General features: G+C 64.1%; 1 pseudogene. It reads left to right on the plus strand.

Annotated elements, in window-relative coordinates:
* Positions 1–2,607, plus strand: a pseudogene (locus ENZ74_RS28490) (kinesin); the annotation flags it as partial.

Raw genomic sequence — 2,607 nt, forward strand, 5'->3', positions numbered from 1 at the left:
GACTGACGCGGTCGTTGACCGATCTGCTCGACGATCGCACCACCGGCATGGTGTCGCTGCTAGGCGGCGCCGCGCGCACCCTCAATTCCGAATTCGAGGCCAGCCTCAACGGCATCGAGCGCACGCTCGCCGAACGCGGCCAGGCGCTGATCAGCGAGTTCCAGACCCGCGCCGAGGCGCTCGACACCGGAACGCAGAAGCTCAATGCGGCACTCGAGGCCCGCGCCCGCCAGATCAATGAAACGCTGGTCGAGCGCGCCCGCGAAATCGCGCACACCTTCGCCGAGAGCAAGGACACGCTGTCGGCGATGATCGATCAGGGCAAGACCCAGATCGGCGCCGACATGGCCGACATCGTCACTTCGACCTCCTCTATGCTCGAAGCCCGCGCCAGCGACTTCGCCGGACGCATGGAAGCCGCCCGTCACGTCGTGTCGCGTTCGTTCGACAGTGACATCCAGCGGCTCGCCGACGCCCGCGTCGGCATCGAGGAAGCTGTCGAGAACCACAGCAGGAAACTGTCCGAAAGCCGCGAGCGCATGGCCGCGGCCATGGAGGCCGACCTGGCGAAGTTCGCCGAGGGCCGCGCCGGCATCGATGCGGCAGTAACCAACCAGGTGCAGAAGCTGGCCGAAGGCCGCAGCCTGATCTCGCGCGCTCTCGAAGAGGATCTGCGCAAGGTCAATGAATCGCGGGCGGCCATCGATGCATCGCTCGGCAGCCATCTCGAAAGGCTGGAAGAAGGTCGCAACAGGCTCTCTATTGCCTTGAATGAAGACTCCGGGAAGCTGGTGCAAGCTCGTACGATCATTGATGAAATGGTCGCCGGACATGTCGGAAAACTCGCCGAGGGCCGCAACATTCTGTCGCGCGCTTTGGAAGCCGATCTCGGAAAACTGTCCGACAGCCGCGCCGACATCGACGGTCTGGTCGCCGGTCAGGTGGAAAAAATCGCCGAAGGCCGCGCCGTGCTCGCCAAGGCGTTGGAAAACGACATCGTCGGCATCAAGAGCCTCATCGAAACCCATTCCGCCAAACTGGCGGAAGACCGCACGCAGCTTTCCCATTCGCTCGACAATGATCTGTCCGGCATACGCGGCCTGATCGAAAGCCATTCGGGACGGTTGGCCGAGGACCGCAGCCTGCTGTCGCAGACCCTTGAAGCCGACCTTGCCAAGCTGGCCGAAAGCCGTTCGAGCATCGACGGTCTGGTCGCCGGTCAGGTCGAGAAGCTGGCGGAAGGCCGCGACATTCTCAAGCGCGCGCTGGAATCCGACCTGAACACGATCAAGGGCGTTATCTCAAGCCAGTCGGAAAAGCTGGCCGAGGATCGCGGTCAGCTTTCCCGGGTCCTGGAAGCCGACCTGCAGAATGTGAACAGCGTCATCGCCGATCACATGAACAAGCTTGTCCAAGACCGCTCCGCCCTGTCCAGGGCCCTTGAGGACGACCTCGCCAAGCTGGCCGACAGCCGTTCCAGCATCGACGGGTTGGTTGCGGGTCAGGTCGAGAAGTTGTCCGAGGGCCGAGATATCCTGCGGCGCGCTCTGGAATCCGACCTCAACGCGATCAAGGGGACCATTGCCGACCAGTCGCAGAAACTGGTCGATGACCGGGCACAGTTCGCCCGGGCACTCGAGGCTGACCTCGAAAGCGTCAATGGCTTGGTCAACAGCCATTCCGAAAGGCTCGTCCAGGATCGTTCGACGCTGTCGAAAGCGCTTGAAGCCGACCTCGAAAACGTCGGTGGCCTCGTTAACAGCCACGCGGAAAGGCTTGTCCAGGAGCGCTCGACCCTGTCCAAGGCGCTCGAGGACGATCTTGCCAAACTGGCCGAGAGCCGCTCAAGCATCGACGGTCTGGTCGCCGGCCAGGTCGAGAAACTCGCCGAAGGTCGCGATGTTCTCAAGCGCGCGCTGGAAGCCGATCTCGCCAAGCTGGCCGAAAGCCGCTCCAGCATCGACGGTCTGGTTGCCGGCCAGGTCGAGAAGCTGGCCGAGGGCCGCGACATTCTCAAACGCGCCCTCGAAGCCGACCTGCAGAAGCTGACCGAAAGCCGCAGCGACATCGACGACGTCATCGCCGGACATGTCGGCAAGCTGTCCGAAGGCCGCAATATGTTGACCCGCGCGCTGGAAGACGATCTCGGCAAGCTCGCCGAGACCCGCAAGGACGTTGACCGCTCGCTGTCGGGCCATATCGACCAGATCGCTGCCAGAAGCACCGGCATTTCCGACGCGATCGCTGCCGATGTCGAGAAGATCGAGCAGGCGTTCAGTCGCCAGACCGGCATCATCGAGGAGCGCGCCGGCACCATGGAACGTGCGCTCTCGACAGGCGTCGACAACGTCCGCGCCGTGCTCGAGAAGAGCGCCGTGTTTGTCGCCGGCGCCCTGCGCGAAAAGGTGCTGGAAGTCACCAGCACCCTGCACGAGCAGGCCGGTGCCGCGTTCAGCGACGCCGACCGCAAGATCGCCGAGCGCGCCGAGCAGACCTCCGCGGCCCTGCTGGCGCGGGCCGAAGACATCGCCCGCACCTTCGAGGAGGCCGACCGTCGCCTGCACGCCCGTGCAGAAGATACGTCGAACGCCTTGCTTGCCCGCGCGG

It is taken from the genome of Mesorhizobium sp. M7A.F.Ca.CA.002.15.2.1, from assembly GCF_003998715.1.
In the GTDB taxonomy this organism is placed as follows: domain Bacteria; phylum Pseudomonadota; class Alphaproteobacteria; order Rhizobiales; family Rhizobiaceae; genus Mesorhizobium; species Mesorhizobium ciceri.